Raw genomic sequence first — 18519 nt, forward strand, 5'->3', positions numbered from 1 at the left:
ACAAATGGCAAAACGAAACTTTTCAGTTTCTCGTATAGCAAAGCAGTTTAAAATATCCAGAACAACCGTTTATAAATATTTAGATATGACTTTTGACGAAGCACAGCAATCATTTGGAGAAGGAATGAAGAAAACAAAGAAACTAGACCAATACCTTGATTGGATTCTAGCTTGGCTAGAAGAATATCCGCATTTAAGTGCAGCTCAAATTAAGGACTGGTTATTAGAGAAATTTCCCCACCTACAGGTTGGAGATAGTACAGTTCGGTTATATATTCAAGAAGTACGGGAGAAGTATCAAATTGCAAAGACCGTAAAGGTCAGACACTATGAGGCAATTCCTCAGCAGCCAATGGGTAAACAATTACAGGTAGATTGGGGAGGAACAAAACAAAAAACAGTAGAGAAAAAAGAAGTAAAGCTTTACTTTATTGCATTTGTCTTAGCTCATTCCCGTTATAAATATATGGAGTGGCAGGATCGACCTTTTACTACACAGGATGCCATTCGATGTCATGAAAATGCCTTTCGTCATTATGGAGGAAAAACAGAAGAAATTGTATATGATCAAGACCATTTATTAACGGTAAGTGAAAATGCAGGAGAAATTATTTTAACAGCAGCATTTCAAGCGTACGTCAAAGAGAGGAAATTTCGTATACATTTGTGCAGGAAAGCAGATCCAGAATCAAAGGGTATGATAGAAAATGTCGTCAAATATATTAAAGGGAATTTTGCGGATAGTCGTATCTTTAAAGATATTGAGGATTGGAATGAACGTGCCAATCAATGGCTAGTTCGTACAGGTAATCATAATGTACATCACACAATAAAAAAGAGACCAGATGAAGTGTTTCTCCTCGAAAAGCAACACCTACATCCAGTCTCTCCCCTACTTTCAAAAGAAAGTACCATTGGGTCAAGTATATCAAGAAATGTGAACAAGGACAATACTATAAGATTTGAGTCTAATAGATACTCAGTACCTATCGGTACGTATAAAGTAAATGGAGATAATAAGGTATTTATACAAATAACTGGACTACATCAAGATACGTTAATAATTAGAAATAGTAAGAATGATGAAATCCTTGCTAAGCATGTGGTTAGCAAAGAAAAAGGGATACTTGTCAAAAATAGAAGTCATAGTAGAGATCGTTCCAAGGGAGTAGAAGTTTTAAAAAGCAGCATAGTGGCGGCATTTGAAAATGAGGAAAACGCAAATGAGTACATAGATGAGGTACTTAATAGATATCCACGTTATCGACGAGATCAATTAGAAATTTTCCGTTCCATGGCACAGAATGAACCAAACTGTTAAAGAACTACAATCTCAATTCAAGCAATTACGCTTAGTAGAAACAGCGGAGGAGCTTCCTAGGCTCCTTCGAGAAGCAGAGCAAGTATCGTGGACTTATCTAGAACTTCTTGAAGCAATCACTCATTTTGAGTTGAATAAAAGAGAAGAAAAAAGTATAGAAAGACGGATGAAGTGGGCTAAATTTCCTTATCACAAGACTTTAATGGAATTTCAAGTAAAAGAACAAAATGCATTAAGTGAGCGTCAACTCACACAACTCCAAGAGTTGAATTGGTTGGAGCAACAATATAATTTAATTTTATTAGGACCACCAGGAGTAGGAAAAACTCATTTATCTGTAGGATTAGGCATAGAAGCTATTCAGAAGGGATTTCAAGTGTACTTTGTGACGATGGGGGAATTACTTCATTTATTAAAAACACAAGAATTTACACACAAATCACAAGTGCAAATCAAGCGACTTCAAGCTTCAGACTTAGTTATTATTGATGATTTAATGTATATGGCCATGGATCAACGGGAAGCAAATCTATTTTTTCAAGTAATTAATCATTTATATGAGCGAAGCTCTATCATATTAACATCTAATAAGTCCCCAGAAGAATGGGGAGAATTAATGGGTGATGAAGGAATAACAACAGCAATTTTGGATCGTTTATTGCATCGGGTAGAGGTAGTTTCTATGAACGGAGATAGCTATCGGATGAAAAATAGACAAAATTTATTCTAAGCAAAAGTGTCCAAACCAAATTAGCAAAAACTGTTCAATTTCACTTGACGGTTACAAAAGCCTGAGTCAGATAAAAACCCTGACTCAGGCTTTTTACATTCCCATAAAAAAATCAATCTCATTGTTAATAAACAAAAACTGTAGATAATAGTTAAGCTTTTTTAAAGAATCGTTTATTAACTATTGGTCGAGTTGATTATAAGATGTAATCAGTAAGAAACAAGAAGTAACATTAAAATGAAAGCGTTTTTAAGAAAGTGCTCGTTAAACAGAATAGGGGGAATTTTAGTTGAAGAACTGGAAGAGGTCTTTAAAGGTAATGGTTTTAGGTGTTTTATGTTTAGCTTTATTTACTGGCTGTGGCAATATAACGGAAAGTTCAGGGGAGTCTGGGGGCAGTGGCAAAAAGGATGCTAAATATAAAATTGCAACGGTTGTTAAATTGAGCAATAGTGCATGGTTTGAAAGAATGGATGCTGGTGTAAAACGTTTTGCGGATGAAACAGGGGTAGATGCTTATCAAATTGGACCGCAAAAGGCAGATGCTGCTCTTCAGGTACAAATGATAGAGGACTTAATTGCACAGAATGTTGATGCGATTGTGGTTGTTCCATTTTCTCCAGAAGCATTGGAGCCTGTGCTGAAGAAAGCGAGAGATAAGGGGATTGTGGTAATCAGCCATGAAGCTTCTAATTTAAAGAATATTGATTATGATATTGAGGCATTTGACAATAGTGCGTATGGTGCTCACTTGATGGATAAATTAGGGGAGTTGACAAAAGGGGAAGGGGAATATGCGACGTTTGTAGGCAATTTAACAACAAAAACGCATAATGAATGGATTGATGCTGCGGTTAAGCTACAAAAAGATAAATATCCAAAAATGGAGCTTGTTGCAGATCGTTTAGAATCAAATGATGATCAAAAAACAGCATATGACAATACGAGAGAGCTGTTGAAAAAGAATCCAAATTTAAAAGGTATTCAAGGAAGTGGAATGCCTGATGCTGCAGGTGCTGCGCTTGCGGTAGAGGAAATGGGGTTAACAGGAAAAGTGAAAATTGTTGGAACTAGTCTTGTTTCTGTAGCTGGAAAATACTTAGAAAGCGGTTCTTTGGATATGATTTCATTCTGGGATCCTGCTGATGCTGGATATGCTGCGAATAAATTAGCTTATAAGATTTTAGAAGGCAAAGAGAAAGAGTTAAAAGATGGATTTGATGCAGGTGCTCCAGGTTACGACAACCTTAAATTAGACGGAAAAACATTTTATGGAGAAGCATGGATTGATGTAACAAAAGAAAATATGGATGATTATGATTTTTAAGAAATAGATGGATAGAGAGTGATTCTACAAGCAAAAAAGACTTTATCAAAGCTAATGGTTGATTTTGTCAGTATCTTGATTGAAGTGGAGGGTGTGAGACTCCTGCGGGAAAAACGAGACAGACGAGACCCTACAGGAGCAAAGCGACGAAGCGGCTCGGCGCTCGTCCGCGGAAAGCGAACACCTGGAACGAAAATCAAAAGCTTAGAATCACTCTCTTCCTAAATTTGGCTGTGGAATAAGAAAGGGGGATCACCAATTGAAGAAACCGCTTATTAAGATAACAAACCTTAGCAAGTCATTTTCCGGTGTAAAAGCATTGCAGCAGGTAAGTATCACGATTAATGAAGGGGAAGTCCGATGTTTAGCAGGGGAAAATGGCTGTGGAAAATCAACCTTAATTAAAATGATTTCTGGATTTTATCAACCAGATGAGGGCTCTATAGAGATAAATGGCAATAGCTATAAAAATCTCTCGCCAATGGATGCCATTAAAGAAGGAATTCAAGTAATCTATCAAGACTTTTCTATTTTTCCTAATTTGACGGTTGCAGAAAACATTGCCCTTAATGTACAGCTTGCTCAAAATAAACGAGTAATCAATTGGAAGTATGTCTACAAGGTTGCAGAAGAAGCGATTAATAAGGTAGGCATCAACATCGATTTATCAGCAAAGGTGGAAACTTTATCTGTTGCAGATAAACAGCTTGTAGCCATTTCAAGAGCAATCTTGCAAAATGCGAAATTGATTATTATGGATGAGCCAACAACGGCATTAACACAAAAAGAAGTGAAATCCTTATTTTCTATTATTAATGAATTGAAAAAAGAAGGCATCTCTATTCTATTTGTCAGCCATAAATTAGATGAAGTGTATGAGATTTGCGACAAAATAACAATCTTGCGAAATGGGAAAAATGTAAAGGATGGAGATATACAGGAGATTGAACGAAGAAAATTAGTAGAGTATATGACAGGAAGAGAGATAGAAGATAACTTCTACCAACCATCTATTCAAAAAGATAAAGCCTTATTAAAAGTGGACCGTTTAAGCAAAGAAAATGGCTTTAACGATATATCTTTTGAGCTGTATCCTGGAGAAATCATGGGCATTACAGGATTGCTTGGCTCTGGAAGAACAGAGCTTGCGAAGTCTTTGTTCGGTTTATTGCCGGTTGATTCTGGCAGCATATTTATTGAGGAGAAACAGGTGAAAATCAAAAACGTCCATGATGCGATTAAACATCAGATTGGATATGTTCCAGAAGATCGATTAACAGAAGGTTTGTTTTTATCCCAATCTATTGGCAAAAATATTGTGGTAAGTGTTATTGACCGTATTTTAAAGAAATCAAAATTAGTCGACAATAAAAAAATGAATCATGAAATGGATAAATGGATCACAGACCTAACGATTAAAACACCATCTCACAAACTCCCAGTGCAAGTGCTGTCTGGTGGAAATCAGCAAAGGGTGGTTCTGGCAAAATGGCTGGCAACGAATCCAAAAATTTTAATATTAAATGGTCCAACTGTTGGAGTCGATATTGGATCAAAAGCAGAAATTCATCGAATCATTAGAGAATTTGCGGGAAGAGGAGTAGGCGTTATTGTCATTTCGGATGATATTTCCGAAGTTATTCATAATTGTAACCGCATTCTTGTTATGAAAAAAGGAAAAATTGTCAATGAATTTCAAAATACGGCTATTACGGAACAAGAGCTTGGCCAGCAATTAAGCAGTTAAATGATAGGAAGATAGTATTATGAAGGATGTGAGAAGAGATGAAACAATTCATGAAATCCAATGAATTTTATGTGGCACTAACGTTAGTTGTTTTATCCGTTTTTATTGGCATGATGAATCCAGCCTTTTTTTCTGCCGGCAATATGATTGATTTGGTCAGAAGCAGCATTGTAACAGGAATTTTTGCGATTATTGCAATGATTGTGATTATATCAGGAGGAATTGATGTTTCTTTTACGGCAATTGCGGCATTTTCGATGTTTGCGACAACAAAAATATTAACACATTTTGACTATCAAGGTTCTATCTGGATTGCCTTTTTGCTAGCTGCAGTTATTGGACTTTTATTAGGACTAATTAATGCGTTTTTAATTTCCCGTTTTAAACTGCCAACCTTAATTGTAACCCTTGGAACAGCAAGCATGTTTATGGGCTTTCTATTAACTTTTGTAGGATATAAGGAAATTACCGATATTCCAAAAGGCATGGTTGAATTCTCCAAAATCGATTTGCTGAAGGTTACCTCTGATACTGGGGTAGTATACAGTCTCCCAATATCGATTCTCGTTTTGGTTGCCGTTGCGGCTATTGTTTGGTCTATCCTTAAGTTCACCATGCTAGGAAGATCTATTTATGCAATAGGCGGAGATCCGGTATCTGCTAAAAGAGCAGGCTTTAATATAGTGAAGATCCAATTCTTTATTTATAGTTTAGTAGGAGCTTTATCTGGAGTTGCTGGCGTTATTCATACTTCCTTAATGAGAAACAGTAATCCAATGGACTTTATGGGTGCTGAATTGCTAGTTATTGCAGCGGTTATCCTTGGAGGAACTAGAATTACAGGTGGCCATGGAACGGTATTAGGCACATTCTTAGGTGTATTTTTGGTGTTGATTATTAATAATAGTTTAATTTTACTTGGCATTCCTTCTTATTGGCAGCGTTTTATTGTTGGGTTGCTTATTTTAGTAGGAACTGGAATAACAGCCTATCAAGCAACAAGATCTACTAAGAAATTACAGAGCATTTCATAAGAAGAGGAGGGAATCTTATGCAAACGGTTAAAACGAAGGAAGCTCCGATAAAAAAAGATGCTTATTCCACGTCAAACTTTTCGATTAAAAGTTTGATGGCGAACGACGGCAACCTGACACGTTTAGTGATAATGATGATTGCAGTATTTGCCATTATGAGTTTTTTAAAGCCAGATCTATTTCCGACATTTGATAGTCTTGTTTCCATGGCATTCCAATTTCCAGAGTTCGGTATTCTAGCCATTGCCATGATGATTACGATGCTTACTGGTGGAATTGACTTATCGATTGTCGGCATTGCCAATTTATCCGCCATCATGTCAGGCGTTGCCATGGTGAAAGTGATTCCTAATGTAATAGGCAGTGGATCAGAGTTGATTACTATTTTATTAGCGGTTGTTATTGCGCTTATTGTTGGAACGTTATGCGGACTATTAAACGGTGTTGCGATCTCTGTGTTTGGCATTCCGCCGATTCTTACCACATTAGGCTCTATGCAATTATTTATGGGCTTAGGAATTGTCATTACCCAAGGGAAAGCCATTTATGGATTTCCGATGCTATTTACGGAGCTTGGGGCAGGTTCTCTTTTATATATCCCAATCCCACTTATTATTTTCATCCTGTTTATTGTCTTTTTCTCAATCTTGCTGAAAAAAACTTCTTATGGCATGAAGCTTTATATGATGGGGACAAATCCTGTAGCTTCTAAATATTCAGGTGTTAATAACCTAAAAATCACCATTCAAACTTATATGTATTCTGGTGCGCTTGCTGCATGTGCAGGATTATTGATCGCATCAAGAACAAACTCGGCAAATGCGGATTATGGAAGCAGTTATACATTGCAGGCATTGCTTGTGGCTGTACTCGGCGGGGTTAATCCTAATGGAGGGTTTGGCAGAATAGCTGGTGTTGTTGTCGCCATTCTTACTCTTCAATTTTTATCCACTGGTTTTAATATGTTGCATATAACTAATTTCTTTAAAGACTTTATCTGGGGAGCAGTTCTTATCATTGTGATGGTAACCAACTATATTAGCAGCCAAAGAAAAGAAAAAAGAGGTTAGGAAGTTAAGAGACTGATACTTTATCAGAAGGAAGGAGAAGGTCGAAATGGAGAAAAGAAAATATTCTATTGGCATCGATTATGGAACACAGTCTGGAAGAGTACTATTAGTGGATGTTAGAACAGGGGAAGAAATAGCTACATCTGTTACACCTTATAAACATGGCGTAATAGAAACCTATCTTCCAGAAACAAAGGTGAAGCTTGGACATGATTGGGCATTGCAGCATCCAGATGATTATGTGGATGTGCTGGTACAATCTGTTCCTGATGTGCTAAAAAAAGCAAATATACAGGCAGAAGATGTGATTGGAATCGGGATAGATTTCACTTCCTGTACGATTCTTCCAGTAAAAGGGGATGGAACACCGCTATGCAAACTTCCAGCATATAAGGAAAACCCTCATTCTTGGGTGAAGCTATGGAAGCACCATGCTGCACAGAAACAGGCAAATAAATTAAATGAAATTGCTGCCCAAAGAGAAGAGGTTTTCCTGCATCGTTACGGCGGGAAAATATCTTCAGAATGGATGATTCCAAAGATTATGCAGATTGTGGAAGAGTCGCCTGATATATATGATGCAGCAGATTTGATTATGGAAGCTGGGGATTGGGTTGTGATGCAGCTGACTGGAAAGGAAGCAAGAAGCAGCTGTTCTGCCGGATATAAAGCATTATGGAGCAAAGAAGATGGCTATCCAACTGAATCTTTTTTTAACGCGTTAGATCCTCGTTTAAAAAATGTAGTGGATCAAAAACTGACAAGACAGCTATATCCGATTGGCCATAAAGCAGGAGAGCTGACGGAAGAAATGGCTGCCTTAATAGGATTACAGCCACAAACAGCAGTCTCTGTCTTTATTTGTGATGCACCTGTTGCGCTGCCGGCAGTTGGTGTTACAGATCCAGGGAAAATGGTTATGATTATGGGAACCTCCTTATGCCATTTTATCCTTTCTGAAGAAGAAAGGTTAGCAGAAGGCATTTGTGGAGTGGTGGAAGATGGAGCAATGCCAGGATACTATGGCTATGAATCTGGTCAAAATGCCGTTGGAGATATATTTGAATGGTTTGTTCACAACGGTGTTCCAGAGCATTATCAAAAAGAAGCAAAGGAACTGGGCGTATCCATCTATGAATTATTAGAACAGAAAGCCTCTTTATTAACTCCTGGGGAAAGCGGGCTGCTTGCATTAGACTGGTGGAATGGAAACAGATCTGTATTAATGGATGCAGATTTGTCAGGCATCCTATTAGGTTTGACGTTATCGACAAAACCGGAAGAAATTTATCGGGCCTTAATTGAAGCAACTGCTTTTGGTACGAAAATGATTATTGATACACATGTTAACGCAGGAATTAAGGTAGAGGAATTGTATGCATGCGGCGGTTTGTCGCAGAAAAATAAAATGCTGATGCAAATATATTCAGATGTAACAAATAGAAGCATTCATATAGCAGGATCGGAACAAACGCCAGCGTTAGGTGCGGCGATTTACGGGGCAGTAGCAGCAGGAAAAGAAAAAGGCGGCTATGAAAGTATTGTTGATGCATCGACAGTGATGGCAAATGTAAAAGACGAAGCATATACGCCAATTCCTGAAAATAACGAAATCTATCAAAAGTTATATGAAGAATATAAAATTCTCCATGATTATTTTGGCAGAGGATTAAATGATGTAATGAAGCGTTTAAAAAATATCAAACAAAGTGAGGTTTCTGATAATGGCAGCAGAACGGTGGGAGTACGTTGAGAATACCTTGTTGATTGAGTCTGAGACTATTAAAGACTTGATTTCTGATGTATCAAAAGAGGCAGTTTTTCAAGTGATCGAGGAAATTAAAGCGTGTAAAGGGCGAGTGGTAGTAGCTGGCTGTGGGACTTCAGGCGTTGCGGCAAAGAAAATAGTTCATAGCTTATGCTGCATTGAAAGGCCGGCGTATTATTTAAATCCATCAGATGCTGTTCATGGTCAGCTGGGGCTTGTTCAAGAGGAAGATCTTATTATCCTTCTATCAAAGGGTGGAAAAACAAGTGAAATTGCAAGCTTAATTCCCGCTTTAAAATCAAAGAATGTAAAGATGATCGCTGTAACGGAAAATGTTGATTCTATTATTGCGAAGGAAGCAGATATTATCTTAAAAGTGCAAGTGAAAAGAGAACCATGTCCCTTTAATATGTTGGCAACGGCCAGTACGCTTGCGGTTATTTCCTTATTTGACGCCATTACCATTTCACTGATGCATGAAATGAATTATACAAAAGATCAATTTGCTGTTATTCATCCAGGTGGAGCAGTTGGAGAGCAATTATTAAATAAAAGCAGATAGTTTTCTGCTCTATGAGTGAAAGGGAAAAGAGGAACTAGCAAAAGCGATTAGTTCCTCTTTTCTTTTTATTATGTAGGCTAATAAGTTTGATTTAAATAGCTTTGTGCATTTTCTAGTGTAAATATTCTTCCAGGCTGAATAATTCGAACAGGGATTTTTACTCCCATTTGATGTTGATCTATTACTTGAAAGGCTTTTTCTCCAAGAAAGGGACTGCATTCAATTGTTGCCCCAATTTCTCCAGAAATGATGGCTTTTAATGCGTCTTTTTCTCCATCAATAGAGACAATAACGGTATCTATCCCTGGCTTTTTTCCTGCTGCTTTTAATGCCTGGATGGCTCCGATAGAACTTTCATCTGCATGAGAGTATACAGCGGTAATGTTTTCATCAACCGTTTGAATCATATTTTCCATTACTTTTTGTCCGGTAGATCTAGCAGATTCCCCAGATTGCGATTCAATTATTTTCATATTTGGATACTTATTTATAATATTGCGAAAACCCAATGCACGCAGTTTGGCAGGAGTAGAATTTGTAGTAGCCGATATTTCTACTATATTCGCTTTTCCGTTTGTCTTATGTACGAGCCATTTTGCCGCTTGCTCGCCTTCCCAAATATAATCTGCTGCTATAAAAGTTAAATAATCTTCTCCAGGTTTTCCTTTTGCTTCACGATCTATTAAAATAACCGGAACATTTTTTTCCTTGGCCATCTGTAGTGCTGGTGCAAGTTCATCATATTGGCGTGGCGCTAAAATAAGATAATCCACGTTGCTTTCTAGAATTTGTTTTACGTCTTTTAATTGTTTTTCTGAGGAACCTTGTGCATCGAAATAAATAAGGTCCGCATTTTTTTCTCTGGCTTCCTTTTTTATACTGTTCGTTTCGGCAATTCTCCATGGATTATTATTTTCTGCTTGTGAAAATCCCACTTTGAGCCGATCGTTTTGTTCCTGCTGCAAAAGTTTTGGCGATGACGAAGTTTCCTTGCATGATGTTAATAAGAAAAGAATTATTACATTTAGAAACATGAATAAAACAATGCGTAATCTTATCATCCATTGCTCTCCCTTTTATATGAAAACGCTTTATACATTTCTTAAAGAATAACACATTTTTATAGAAATTCCTTTAAAAAAATAATAGGAAATAGATTATTTTCTCCATTAAATTCCTATATAATGAAAGCAGATTATAGGGTGAAATTCCAAATTCATGAACGATAGGTCGGAATGAGAAGATGATACTAAATAAATTTTACGCTAATTTATCTTTGCAGAGGAAACTGCTTCTTCAATTTATTATTCTTTCGATAGTACCTATTATCTTAATAGGCATCGTCGCTTTTTTTGTCAGCTATAATGTAACAAAAAATAATGCTGTTCAATACAGCAAAGAAATCGTCCATCAATCCACACAAAAAATGGATGAGCTGTTAATGGGAGTGACAAAAACGGCCTCTATGACCGCAGATGAACCAGCCATCCAAGAGGCCTTAAGAAAACCATTAAGCAATAAGATAGCCGATCGGTATGCAAAAGAATTAGATATTAATACACGATTGAATTTTTATCAAAGCTATAATGATAAACTCTTTGGCATATATGTAATTGGTCGGAACGGCGGATTATATAAATCCAATTATGGAACAGAAAAGGAAGCAACAAGTGATGCGGCGTGGTATACAAAAATCGCATCTTCAAACGATATTACCTGGTTTCAGACAAGCAAAGAGTCGCAGATTGTCCATACTGCTGGAGAATATTTAATAGCGGCCGGGCTTCCGATCAAGGATAAAGCAAATGGCAACATATCTGGAGTGGTTATGGTAGATATACCGGAACAAGAATTGTCTAAAATAGTGGAAGCAAAGCTTGGAAAAACAGGATATATGTTTATTGTAGATGATCAAGATTATGTGGTAACCCATTTTAATAGAAATCTTCTTGCACAGAAAGCAGAGTTAGAACCTACTAAAAAAGTAGAGAAGATGCAAGAGGCGTTAGTGAAATATTCGAAGCATTATATTTATATAGAAGAAACCTCTTCTGTAACAGGATGGAAAATTGTTGGAATGATTCCGCTAAATGAATTAACAAGAGAAAGCATTATTATTAGGAATATTATTATTGGCATTTTTGTTATTGTCTGTACCATCGCTATTATTTTTTCCTGGCATTTCTCTCGGCGTACCGTGCAGCCAATTAAAGAGGTATCAACCTTAATGAAAAAGGTAGAAGCCGGCGATTTCTCTATTAAGATGCCAACCAAAAATCAAGATGAAATAGGGCAGCTGAGTGAAAGTTTTAATGTGATGATTCGAAAGCTGCAAGGATTAATGGATAGTGTCCGAAAAGAACAAGAATCACTTCGCCAAGCAGAACTTAAGTCGCTTCAATATCAGATTAATCCTCATTTTCTATACAACACCCTTGATTCCATTGTATGGCTCGTTCGATCAAAAAAAAATGATGACGCTATCAAAATGGTAATGGCGATTACAAAGCTATTCCGAATAGGAATCAGCAAGGGAAAAGATATTATTTCTATTAAAGAAGAAATAGAGCATGTAGAAAACTATTTAATTATTCAACAGATGAGATATGCCAAAAAGTTTGACTATACGATAGATTTTCCTGAAAACTTATATCCTTATCAGGTTTTTAAAGTGATCCTGCAGCCCATTGTGGAGAATGCCATCTATCATGGTGTAAAGCTGAAACGGGAAAAAGGCCATATATGGCTGTCGGGAATCGAAACAGAAGAATACATTATGCTGATCGTCAAAGATACTGGATTAGGGATGGAGGAAGATGTACTTCAAAAATTAAACAATACACTAAAAGATGCTCCAGGAGAAAAGCTGAATATTTATGGAATCAAAAATGTGGAAGAACGCATCAAATTATTTTTTGGAAGCAGTTATGGACTAACTTTTCGCAGCGTATATGGAGAAGGAACAACGGTAGAAATAAAAATTCCAAAAGTGATTGGAGTAATGAATAATGAAAGTACTGTTAGTTGATGACGAAGAAATGATAAGAAATGGAATCTATGAAGCGATCGACTGGGGCAAATTGGGCATGGAGGTCATTGGTCAGGCGGAAGATGGAGAAGAGGCGCTGCAAATTTTTCAAGAATTAGAGCCACAATTAATTCTAACAGACATTAAAATGCCCTTTATGGATGGCTTAGAGCTTGTAGAAAAAGTAAAAAGGTTATCGGCAGATACATACATTATCATTATTAGTGGGTATGATGAATTTCAGTATGCTCAAAAAGCAGTCAAGTTAGGAGCCAATGACTTTATTCTGAAACCAATCGATTTGGATTACTTAGAGCAGCTGCTTGTGAAAATAAAAATGGATGATGAACAGAAAAAAATGAAGGCATTAGAGGAGAATACACTAAAAGAAAGAGCCGTTCAAAGTTTAACGGTTTTAAAGGCAGATTTTTTTAAAGAGCTTATATTTCGCAAGCTGACAGATGAGCAAGTGAAAGAAAAGATACAGGAATTATGGACAGGAAATATATTTGCTTATAATAGTGTGATGATTATCCAGTTAGATGAATCTGATAAGGATAATCAAGCTGTTTATCCACTTTTTCATTTTGTGAAAGAAAGGATGGCTAAGGAACAGAGTCAGCATTTTGTAGAAATGAATAAAAATGAATTAGTTATTTGTCTGTTAGGCGAGAATGAATTTGTCGTAAACAATCGTATGAAGATGATAATGAATACCATTCGTTCTTTTCAGGTCCAATATGCCGCCTATTCCTTTACCATTGCATTAGGAACTGTTTACTCTAGTCTAGCATCTTTACCTGATTCCTATGAAGAAGCGCTAGAGGCGTTAGGCTATAAATTTATTCTGGGAAATAATCAAAATATTTTTTATGAAAAAATAAAGGAAAAGAAAGAAAACCAGGCAAGCATTATTAAAAATATCGATCAAGAAATCATTTATTCGATTGATTTTACGGACAAAGAGAATATTAAAGTAGAAGTAACAAGGTTATTCTCTAATATAAAGAGTGCAGGCAGAGACTCTTATCTTTATTCTCAATTGATTGTAAGCAGTATTTATATGTCTTCTATCCAAACTTTAAATGAAGTTGGCGGGAATATGGGAGAAATATTTGAGGACCCAATGAAGGAACTGAAACAGATATCAAAAAGCCATACTATTGAGGATGCTTTACATCAATTATTAACTAGCTTATATAAGATAGCCGATTATGTAAATAAACGGGGCGGAGGAAAAATTCCTAATTTAATAGATAAAGCAAAAAGATATATGACTCAAAACTTTCAAACGCCTTCTCTATCCTTGGATGATGCTGCTAGTCATATTAACGTAAGCAACAGTTACTTTAGTATTATCTTTAAACAGGAAACAGGCTATACTTTTGTCGATTATCTAACCTTGCTGCGCATGGAAAAAGCCAAGTACTTATTAAAAGCGTCCAGTTATCGTACATATGAAATCTCAGAGTTGGTAGGATATAATAACTCAACTTACTTTAGCACTTTATTTAAAAGACAGTTTGGCTGCTCTCCTAGTGAGTATCGGAAGAAGGTTTAAGGAGATTCCTTAATAATTGCAGTATATGACACCCTTATGAAAATAAAGTGAAACTTCAATCAGTGGGGGTTTTACTACCCCTTAATGCCGGATAAATTTTCAAAAAAAATAAACAGGAAGTGGGAATGAAACGGCTGCATGTTGCTGCCGTTTTATTTTTTACTAATAAAGGACTAGTTATAAAAGAGGCTAAACAAGAATAAGTAGATTAACATTCGATTATAGGTAAAAAGATATAAATATAAATAATAATCAGAAAATAAAATGGGTCTATTTTAATGTATCGTTCGTTAAAGTGTGATGAAATAATCATTTTTGTATTTAATAAAGAACAAACTTTCAAATTATGGTATAGTAATTACCATAAATAGTTATTTTAATTCTATAATACTTTCTTGCTGCATACTAATTAATTTATAAATAGTTATTTGAATTTTTAATGGTGATAGAGGAGGAGTTTTTGAGCATGAAAAGAATACTTTGCTTTTTTAAAAGGAAACATAAGTACAGCTATTATTCTGATTGCTGTGTACGCTGTGGAAAAAATAAAGCTGTATAGGGTTAAAATTCAGATGATTTAGAAAAATATTCTTTTTGAATGATAAGGGGAGTTTTCTAATGATTGAATAGGCGCTACCATATGGATCTATAAACAAAAGCATCTAGTATAACTAAACCAGTAGTTTAGAGCTAGTAATGAACCAACTTCTTTTAAAATCTAAATTATACAGATTCTTGTCGAAATAATAGGAAATAAAATGATTTAATAAATGAAATATATAGTACTATTTTGCTATAGTTCATTAAAATCAGGAATTAAGATAAAGGCAAACCTCTCGAAAGATTGGGACGCAAAGTTACAGGTCTAATGTTGGATACAACGATGACAGCTGAACTGCCTAAAATAACTGTTATTTTAGGAGGGTACATAATTTTATATGACAACATGTATGTTTAATGAAGAAGAACTAGACAAAGAATGGTTGAAATTGCTTTTAGAAGCTAAGAATTTAGGAATGACAATGGAAGAAATAAGAAAATTCCTTCTGGCCTCTTTATAAGGGGTCTTTTTTTATAAATATAATGAGGAAAAGCTAACTTTTCTCCTTAATCAATCGTTTGTTTAATTTTTTGTTTCGATAAAGAAAATAACTCTTTAATGCGGTATTAACGCTTATCAAAAGAAAAAACATTTGAAGAAATCAAAAAGAACCCCTACACTACTTTTGTTGTATGTAAATGATCTAGTTGAATATGGAGCACAACAAACAACGGAGAAGAGTATAGAGGCTGTCTTAATCAAATCAGTGCTTTACTATTTATTTTGTATTCTCTCTAAATATTTAATGATTTTTGCTGCATCTTCTTTCGAGACTTCCGCATTTTCTTCCATACGAATTGCTTTAGCCATTTGCGTATAGTACATTAAATAATTTCCTTTTATGGTATGTTTTTTTTCCATTGTTCCATCTAATTTATGAAAATCATATAGGGCATTATCTCCGTAATTAGGGTCTAAAGGCCTAACGCCTTGTATTAACTGTGTTTCTTGTTCACCCATTTTAAGGAATTGATAAGTTCCATTCGCTGTCTGGATTGTATATCTTGGTTCTTCCATTATAGCTGCAGAGCTATGTTTAATTCTTGCTACATAATCCCCGTAATCAAAAAGAATTTCAAACCAGTCATTCACATTGGAACCTTCTCTGACTTTTTTTGTTATGGAATAGAAATCTTTGGGTTCACCAAATAATTGTATGGCTTGATCAATAAAGTGAGCTCCTAAATCAAAAACGAAGTTTGCTCCTTCATAGCCTTGTTCACGCCATTTTTCTTGCTGCACTGGATAATTAAAATCCCAGACCATGCTAACTTCATATATTTTTTCAAAAGCACCTTGTTTTTTTAATTCAGATAGAGTTAAAAAGTCACCATCATATCGTCTATTATGATAAGCGGAAATAAATAAGCCTTTTTCATCTGCTATTCTATTTAATTCAACAGCTTGTTCATAGGTTGCTGTATAAGGTTTTTCAACAAGAACATGTTTATTCTTTTCTAATGCTTGCTTTGCATGCTCAAAATGTAGATGACTAGGTGTTGTTATTACTACTAGTTCAATTTCTTTATCATCTAAAAGCTCTTGATAATCTCTCACAAGATTAATATAGGGATAATCTTGTTTTGCCGTATCCCCATGACGCTGCACAACCGTTTTTAATATGAAATTCTCATGAGCATGTATAAATGGACAATGAAATATACTTCCTGAAAATCCATATCCTAACACACCAGTTACAATTGGTTTCATAGTATCCTCCTCTTTAACCTGCCAATTTTACTATTCTACAAGACCTATTTTTTTAAAATAATCCAATGTTTGTTTTGCTATTTTAAAAGGAGCATCAGCTGGAGCTGGATACATATCTTGTTCAACAACTGCTTCTCCAGCATATTGGATACGCTCCAGCGTTTTTGTTAGTTGGACAAAATCAACATCCCCAGATTCTGGGTCGCACATAACACCTGATTGGACACCTTGCGCAAAAGCCCAGTCGTTTTCTTTGATTTTTTCTCGAATGCTTTTATTACAGTCCTTTAAATGTAAGTATTTAATTCGGTCTTTATGCTTTTGAATAAATGTAATGGGATCTCCTCCAGAATACATATGATGTCCTGTATCCAAACAAAGATCGAGATCGATATCCTTTAAAAGTCTTTCGATCTCTTCTTCCGTCTCTACATGTGTTTCTGCATGTGGATGGAAGACTACTTGAATATCCAATCTAGCTTTGACATAGTCTACTATTTTTTTTATATTAGCAATCATTTGATTCCATTCATCATCATTAAGCTTTTTTCTTGCAATACGATCGCCAGTAAAAAGATCTGTATACATTCCGTCGATTAATACTAAATATTTTGCGGAAGAAAAGTGGCATTGTAAGGATAGAATTTTATCTAAGGTTTTATAAATTAGCTGAAAATCATTAATAAATACGATATCCGTCATTAATGTGGTTGCAATTAGCTCCAAATCTCGTTTAGAGAGCTCTTCCTTCAACTTAATTGGATCTGTAGGGAAATAACCCCAGGGGCCTAACTCTAAAGTCTTATAACCTGCTTCTTTCATTTCATTTAAACATTGCTGCCATGATACTTGTTTTGGATCATCGGGAAACCATATTCCCCAAGAATCGGGTGCAGTTCCTACTCTTATAGACATAAAGATGTATTCCTTTCCTCTACCTTTTCCCATTTGTGCGTTTTAGCAGATTTTAAGATAGCTTGAATGCATGTATCAATTTTTGCACCAAATTCAAAATCACACACATAGTCCACATCATTCGTAAATGCATCTAGTACCTTAGCCACTTCAATAACCTTCATATCATTAAAGCTAATATTAATGCCTGCCGCTGGTTGAAATATTCCATAATCTCCATGATCTGGACCTAACAATACATTCCTAAATCCTCTATGCGCACTTTCCTCGTTATGGAAATAAACATTAACCTCATTTAGCCTTTCTAAACTAAAGGTAGCTGTACCTAAAGTACCTTGAATCTCAAATGCTAAATAATTTTTTCTTCCAGTCCCAACACGACTTGTAGATAATTGACCAATGGCACCGGATTGATATAGTGCTGTAAAAGCTATATAATCTTCTGTTTCAACGCTTGCCATTTCCGATGAGTCTGTTTTTGCTGGTCTTTCAGGAATATAGATTTTTGAAACAGCATGAACAGATTCAATATCTCCCATAATATATTGCGAAACACTTAATAGATGAGACCCTAAATCACCTAACGCTCCGCTGCCAGCCTGTTTCACAAGGTGTCTCCATGTAATCGCAATGGAAGGGTCAAGGAGCATGTCTTGGTCGTAGCGTCCATCAAACCGCATGATTTCACCTAACTTTCCTGACTGTACTAATTGTTTCATATATTCAGTAGCAGGGTTCATCACATTATTAAAGGCTACATAATTTAATACACCTTTTTCCTTGGCAATTCTGGCTAATTCTTTTGATTCTTCTGCACTTAAAGATAATGGTTTTTCACAATACACATTTTTTCCATTTAATAAAGCAGCTTTTGCTATTTCATAATGAAAAACATTTGGAGTGACAATATCGACAATATCAACCTCATCTGAATGAATAATATCCATCCAATCTGTCGTCCATTTTTCAAAACCGAATTTCTTAGCCGTTTCTTTGGAAGCGTGTTCATTTACATCCATAATAATTTTAAAAACTGGTTCACCTATTTTTTCTCCATATAAACGAAAGGCATTTGTATAGGCATTCACATGCGCTGTACACATCCATCCAGCTCCAACCATTCCAATATTCACCTTTTTATTCAT

14 protein-coding genes, 1 pseudogene and 1 riboswitch are annotated in these 18519 nt (G+C 35.7%); of the genes and pseudogenes, 11 read left to right on the plus strand and 4 right to left on the minus strand.

Going from position 1 to position 18519, the window contains the following annotated elements; genetic code table 11:
• From istA to CWS01_RS01965, 8 genes and pseudogenes are all read left to right on the plus strand, one after another.
• Positions 1–1312 (plus strand): annotated as a pseudogene (gene istA, locus CWS01_RS01930) (IS21 family transposase); the annotation flags it as partial.
• Positions 1305–2051 carry an IS21-like element helper ATPase IstB gene (gene istB / locus CWS01_RS01935; protein ID WP_101175365.1) on the plus strand — a complete coding sequence of 249 codons (747 nt, stop codon included), beginning with the start codon at positions 1305–1307 and terminating at the stop codon, positions 2049–2051. The pseudogene istA and the gene istB, both read left to right, overlap by 8 nt.
• A 289-nt stretch (positions 2052–2340) precedes the next feature.
• Positions 2341–3378, plus strand: a complete 1038-nt coding sequence (locus tag CWS01_RS01940) for an autoinducer 2 ABC transporter substrate-binding protein (RefSeq protein WP_205161135.1) — start codon at positions 2341–2343, stop codon at positions 3376–3378.
• Positions 3379–3637: 259 nt separating this feature from the next.
• Positions 3638–5125, plus strand: coding sequence for a sugar ABC transporter ATP-binding protein (locus tag CWS01_RS01945; RefSeq protein WP_101175366.1), 1488 nt, complete (start codon positions 3638–3640; stop codon positions 5123–5125).
• 38 nt (positions 5126–5163) lie between these two features.
• Positions 5164–6159 carry an ABC transporter permease gene (locus tag CWS01_RS01950; protein ID WP_101175367.1) on the plus strand — a complete coding sequence of 332 codons (996 nt, stop codon included), beginning with the start codon at positions 5164–5166 and terminating at the stop codon, positions 6157–6159.
• Between the two features lie 17 nt (positions 6160–6176).
• Entirely contained in the window at positions 6177–7229 is a 1053-nt protein-coding gene (locus tag CWS01_RS01955) for an ABC transporter permease (RefSeq protein ID WP_205161136.1), read from the plus strand.
• A 46-nt stretch (positions 7230–7275) separates the two neighbouring features.
• Positions 7276–8982 carry a ribulokinase gene (locus tag CWS01_RS01960; RefSeq protein ID WP_101175368.1) on the plus strand — a complete coding sequence of 569 codons (1707 nt, stop codon included), beginning with the start codon at positions 7276–7278 and terminating at the stop codon, positions 8980–8982.
• A complete protein-coding gene (locus tag CWS01_RS01965; RefSeq protein WP_101175369.1) occupies positions 8954–9559 on the plus strand; it encodes a KpsF/GutQ family sugar-phosphate isomerase in 606 nt (201 codons plus the stop codon). Before CWS01_RS01960 ends, CWS01_RS01965 begins: the two co-directional genes overlap by 29 nt.
• Positions 9560–9636: 77 nt before the next feature.
• Here CWS01_RS01965 and CWS01_RS01970 read toward each other — a convergent pair whose 3' ends face one another.
• On the minus strand, positions 9637–10620 hold the full coding sequence (locus CWS01_RS01970) for an ABC transporter substrate-binding protein (RefSeq protein ID WP_101175370.1): 984 nt from the start codon (positions 10618–10620) through the stop codon (positions 9637–9639).
• 182 nt (positions 10621–10802) lie between these two features.
• On the opposite strand from CWS01_RS01970, the gene CWS01_RS01975 reads away from it, so the two are divergent.
• The 3 genes from CWS01_RS01975 (at position 10803) to CWS01_RS01985 (ending at position 15209) form a co-directional block, all read left to right on the plus strand.
• The gene (locus CWS01_RS01975) at positions 10803–12587 is read left to right on the plus strand and encodes a cache domain-containing sensor histidine kinase (protein WP_101175371.1); all 1785 of its coding nucleotides are present in this window, start codon (positions 10803–10805) and stop codon (positions 12585–12587) included.
• Positions 12568–14148 (plus strand): response regulator, encoded by a 1581-nt coding sequence (locus tag CWS01_RS01980; RefSeq protein ID WP_101175372.1) that lies wholly within the window; start codon positions 12568–12570, stop codon positions 14146–14148. Before CWS01_RS01975 ends, CWS01_RS01980 begins: the two co-directional genes overlap by 20 nt.
• Positions 14149–14964: 816 nt before the next feature.
• Positions 14965–15051, plus strand: a riboswitch (cyclic di-GMP riboswitch).
• Between the two features lie 35 nt (positions 15052–15086).
• Positions 15087–15209: an anti-repressor SinI family protein gene (locus tag CWS01_RS01985; RefSeq protein ID WP_328588885.1), complete on the plus strand. Its 123-nt coding sequence runs from the start codon at positions 15087–15089 to the stop codon at positions 15207–15209.
• A 254-nt stretch (positions 15210–15463) separates the two neighbouring features.
• Here CWS01_RS01985 and CWS01_RS01990 read toward each other — a convergent pair whose 3' ends face one another.
• From CWS01_RS01990 to CWS01_RS02000, 3 genes are read right to left on the minus strand one after another with little or no spacing between them, the layout of a single operon-like run.
• Positions 15464–16459, minus strand: coding sequence for a Gfo/Idh/MocA family oxidoreductase (locus tag CWS01_RS01990; protein ID WP_101175374.1), 996 nt, complete (start codon positions 16457–16459; stop codon positions 15464–15466).
• A gap of 30 nt (positions 16460–16489) precedes the next feature.
• Entirely contained in the window at positions 16490–17374 is an 885-nt protein-coding gene (locus CWS01_RS01995) for a sugar phosphate isomerase/epimerase family protein (RefSeq protein ID WP_101175375.1), read from the minus strand.
• On the minus strand, positions 17365–18519 hold the full coding sequence (locus CWS01_RS02000; protein WP_101175376.1) for a Gfo/Idh/MocA family protein: 1155 nt from the start codon (positions 18517–18519) through the stop codon (positions 17365–17367). The genes CWS01_RS01995 and CWS01_RS02000 overlap by 10 nt, the downstream gene beginning before the upstream one ends.

The sequence above is a fragment of the Niallia nealsonii genome (assembly GCF_002835805.1).
Taxonomy (GTDB): domain Bacteria; phylum Bacillota; class Bacilli; order Bacillales; family Cytobacillaceae; genus Niallia; species Niallia nealsonii.

Coding starts and splice junctions, on each gene's coding strand:
- CWS01_RS01990 (WP_101175374.1), bottom strand. CDS start 16,459: ATGAAACCAATTGTAACTGGTGTGTTAGGATATGGATTTTCAGGAAGT.
- CWS01_RS01950 (WP_101175367.1), top strand. CDS start 5,164: ATGAAACAATTCATGAAATCCAATGAATTTTATGTGGCACTAACGTTA.
- CWS01_RS01975 (WP_101175371.1), top strand. CDS start 10,803: ATGATACTAAATAAATTTTACGCTAATTTATCTTTGCAGAGGAAACTG.
- CWS01_RS01980 (WP_101175372.1), top strand. CDS start 12,568: ATGAAAGTACTGTTAGTTGATGACGAAGAAATGATAAGAAATGGAATC.
- CWS01_RS01970 (WP_101175370.1), bottom strand. CDS start 10,620: ATGATAAGATTACGCATTGTTTTATTCATGTTTCTAAATGTAATAATT.
- CWS01_RS01985 (WP_328588885.1), top strand. CDS start 15,087: ATGACAACATGTATGTTTAATGAAGAAGAACTAGACAAAGAATGGTTG.
- CWS01_RS02000 (WP_101175376.1), bottom strand. CDS start 18,519: ATGAATAAAAAGGTGAATATTGGAATGGTTGGAGCTGGATGGATGTGT.
- CWS01_RS01995 (WP_101175375.1), bottom strand. CDS start 17,374: ATGTCTATAAGAGTAGGAACTGCACCCGATTCTTGGGGAATATGGTTT.
- CWS01_RS01965 (WP_101175369.1), top strand. CDS start 8,954: ATGGCAGCAGAACGGTGGGAGTACGTTGAGAATACCTTGTTGATTGAG.
- CWS01_RS01955 (WP_205161136.1), top strand. CDS start 6,177: ATGCAAACGGTTAAAACGAAGGAAGCTCCGATAAAAAAAGATGCTTAT.
- istB (WP_101175365.1), top strand. CDS start 1,305: ATGAACCAAACTGTTAAAGAACTACAATCTCAATTCAAGCAATTACGC.
- CWS01_RS01960 (WP_101175368.1), top strand. CDS start 7,276: ATGGAGAAAAGAAAATATTCTATTGGCATCGATTATGGAACACAGTCT.